This is a genomic window from Microcystis sp. M53598_WE2 (assembly GCF_030067735.1).
Lineage (GTDB): Bacteria > Cyanobacteriota > Cyanobacteriia > Cyanobacteriales > Microcystaceae > Microcystis > Microcystis aeruginosa.
In genome coordinates this window covers 1-3,337 of record NZ_JASJFE010001031.1, presented here as the reverse complement: position 1 = coordinate 3,337, position 3,337 = coordinate 1, and the positions used below count along the sequence as shown (strand labels likewise).

3 protein-coding genes are annotated in these 3,337 nt (G+C 47.3%); 2 read left to right on the top strand and 1 reads right to left on the bottom strand.

What is annotated here, in order from left to right; genetic code table 11:
- Nucleotides 1-92: 92 nt before the first annotated feature.
- Nucleotides 93-2,363, bottom strand: a complete 2,271-nt coding sequence (gene purL, locus PX636_RS21195) for a phosphoribosylformylglycinamidine synthase subunit PurL (protein WP_288118726.1) — start codon at nucleotides 2,361-2,363, stop codon at nucleotides 93-95.
- Nucleotides 2,364-2,510: 147 nt separating this feature from the next.
- Between purL and PX636_RS21190 the strand changes: the two genes are divergently transcribed.
- Both PX636_RS21190 and PX636_RS22970 read left to right on the top strand, forming a co-directional pair.
- On the top strand, nucleotides 2,511-3,002 hold the full coding sequence (locus PX636_RS21190; protein ID WP_288118725.1) for a DUF29 domain-containing protein: 492 nt from the start codon (nucleotides 2,511-2,513) through the stop codon (nucleotides 3,000-3,002).
- Between the two features lie 18 nt (nucleotides 3,003-3,020).
- Nucleotides 3,021-3,176 (top strand): type II toxin-antitoxin system HicB family antitoxin, encoded by a 156-nt coding sequence (locus tag PX636_RS22970; RefSeq protein WP_369800415.1) that lies wholly within the window; start codon nucleotides 3,021-3,023, stop codon nucleotides 3,174-3,176.
- Nucleotides 3,177-3,337: the final 161 nt, after the last annotated feature.

The following is a 3,337-nucleotide window of genomic DNA, read 5'->3' as shown; positions in this document are numbered from 1 at the left end:
GGGGTGTTAGGGTGTTAGGGTTTTAGCTGAAATTCCCCATTTCCCCATTTCCCCATTTCCTCACTCCCGACGACCGACTCCTGTTTCCTTCCCTAAAGCCTTCTTTCGATCGCTTTTGACCAAACTTGCTGTATAGTTTCTAGACTAACATCGATCGCCGGTTGTTTATCCCGGTCAAAAATCCGAAGATTCTCGCTTTTTTCGCTAACTTTGCCAGTTATTTGCCAATAGTCTCCTAATTGTGTCTTTAGGTATTCTTCCCAATCTTGCCGATTTTCGGAGGAAACGGAGACGATAATGCAACTAGCTAATTCTCCGAATAACACCGCGTCAAAACGGCCCTGATGCTGCCAAGAAAGGTCAATTTCCGCCCCTAATTGGCCACTAATACAGCATTCTGCCAGAGCAGTGGCTAAACCTCCCTCCGCGCAATCGTGGGCAGATTTCACCCAACCGGCGCGGATTCCTCGACGACAGGCCGCTTGTACCTTTCTTTCTAATTCAAAATCAATTACCGGCGGTTTTCCCGTCACCAAACCGTGAATAACGGCTAAATATTCCGATGCGCCGATAGTTGGCAAGGAGAAACCCAAAAGATAGATTAAATCCCCCGCTTTTTGCCAACCTTGCCCGCAAATTTGCCCGATATCCGGCACTAATCCCACCATACCAATCACGGGAGTCGGATAAATAGACTGGGGGCTGCCAGCTGCATCAACGGTTTCGTTGTACAAAGAGACATTACCCCCAGTCACCGGTGTATTCATTTCCCGACAAGCTTCAGCAATACCCTGACAAGCAGTGGCTAATTGCCAATAACCGATTGAATTCTCTGGACTTCCGAAATTGAGATTATCCGTGACAGCAATGGGGTCAGCCCCAACACAGCTAAGGTTTCTGGCCGCTTCCGCCACGGCCAACTTAGCTCCGTTATAGGGATCAAGATAAACGTATCGCGGATTACAATCTGTAGTCGCCGCTACACCTCGCCGAGAATTTGCGGGATTAGCACCCAGAGGACGCACGCGAATCACGGCCGCATCGGCTCCACCGGGGAGAATAACGGTGTTATTCTGGACTTGATGATCATATTGACGATAAACCCAGCGTTTTGAGGCAATCGAGGGACTATCCAGTAGTTTTAATAAAATCTCGTTATAGGATTCGGGAATAGGAATCGTGCTATCTTGCCATAATTGAGCTTTTTGGGCGTATTCTGGCGGTTCTGCCAGTAATTCCCGATGATAAATCGGAGTATTATCCGCCAGGGCCGTGGCAGGAATTTCGGCGGCAATTTCCCCTTTAAATAATATACGGACGATCGGTTCTGCAATTACCTGGCCAGCGACCACAGCCTGAAGTCCCCAACGATGGAAAATCTCGATTAATTCGCCTTCTCGTCCCGATGCTGCCACAAATAACATTCTTTCTTGGGATTCCGACAGCAGATATTCGTAGGGGACCATCCCGGTTTCCCGGACGGGGATTTTATCGAGATCTAATTCAATTCCCACCCCTCCCTTGGCCGCCATCTCGGAGGTAGAACAGGTGATCCCGGCAGCCCCCATATCCTGGGCCGCCACCACCGCGCCGGTCTTAAATGCCTCTAAACAAGCTTCTATCAGGGATTTTTCCAGAAAAGGGTCGCCCACTTGCACCGCGGGCCGGTCATCCATAGATTTATCGGTTAATTCGGCGCTGGCAAAACTCGCCCCTCCCATACCGTCGCGGCCGGTGGTAGAACCAACGTATAAAACTGGGTTTCCTAGACCTTTTGCCCCAGATTTGACGATTTCCTCGGTTTCCATTAGCCCTAAAGCCATGGCATTAACGAGGGGATTGCCATTGTAGGCATTATCAAAGTATATCTCACCGCCCACCGTGGCAACGCCGACACTATTGCCATAATGACTTATTCCTTCCACGACTCCGGCAAAAATGCGACGATTGCGGGCATCTTCCAAGTTACCAAAACGGAGGGAGTTGAGGATAGCAATGGGACGGGCCCCCATGGTAAAAATATCCCGCAGGATGCCTCCGACTCCAGTAGCGGCACCTTGTACGGGTTCCACCGCAGAAGGATGATTATGGGACTCGATTTTAAAGGCTAATCGCAATCCATCGCCTAAATCCACTACTCCAGCATTTTCCCCCGGACCGACGAGAATTTTTTCGCCGGTGGTGGGGAATTGTTTGAGCAGCGGCCGGGAGTTTTTATAACAGCAGTGTTCCGACCACATCACGCCAAACATTCCTAATTCGGCTTTGTTGGGGTGTCTTCCCAGTCTTTTGACTATTTCTTCGTATTCTTCGGGTTTGATGCCTTCTGAGGCAATTTCTGCGGCAGTGAAGGGGGTAGTCATGGGACAATGCGATCGAGGGACAACATTCATTGTATAACGTCTGATGAGATCGAGTTACAATGCTTAGTAAAAGACAAAAAAGTTAAAAGGTTTGCGCTAGTAAAGTTAAGCTAAAGACATAGTTTTATCATCAGTTGGAACGAAACTATGGCAGTAGAAACAGCTTTATCAATGAAAGCCTTATACGATCAGGATTTTGTTCTCTGGGCTTCAAAAACCGCCGAACTTTTAAAGCTAAAAAAGTTTGATGACGTGGACTGGGAAAATCTGATCGAGGAAGTGGAGTGCATGGGGAAAAGTGACAGACGGGCTGTAGAGAGTTTATTAACCCGGCTTATCGAACACCTGTTTAAGTTAGCCTATCACAAATCGGAACGGGAGCGAGAACGCAACGTCTGTCACTGGGTAGGAGAAATCGCCAGTTTCCGAACTCAACTAGGAGAGTGGCTAGAAACTACTACTCTCACCAACCACGCACGGGATTATTTTCAAAAAGCCTACTCGAACGCTCGGAAAACTTTAATACAAGCGAAAGCAGTCACTGGCGACGCGATTCCTCTAGAGCCTCCTTTCTCCCTCGAACAGGTATTAGATGGGGAATGGTTCCCAATTGATATCGATCATTACTTCGACGTATAAGGACAAAAAAAGTTAAAGATGAATATTAAAGTTATTGTTTGGCAAGAGGATGATTTATGGTGTGCCACCGTTCCAGCTTTCCCCGATTGTCATACTTGGGGAGAAAGTATAGGAGAAAATCTATCCAACCTCCATCATACCCTATTTAATCTTGGTTCCGATGGTGTTGGGTAACAGTCGTCATCCCAATTGCTCAAAAACAGGAGCTTACTGAAGAACACAATAAAAAACTTCTGCTAAACTAGAGGCCTCTTTTTGAGTTTAATTGTGTGAAAACTGACAGTATTTTCTATCAACTCTTACAAAGATTTCCCGCTTGTTTCTTTGATTTGTTG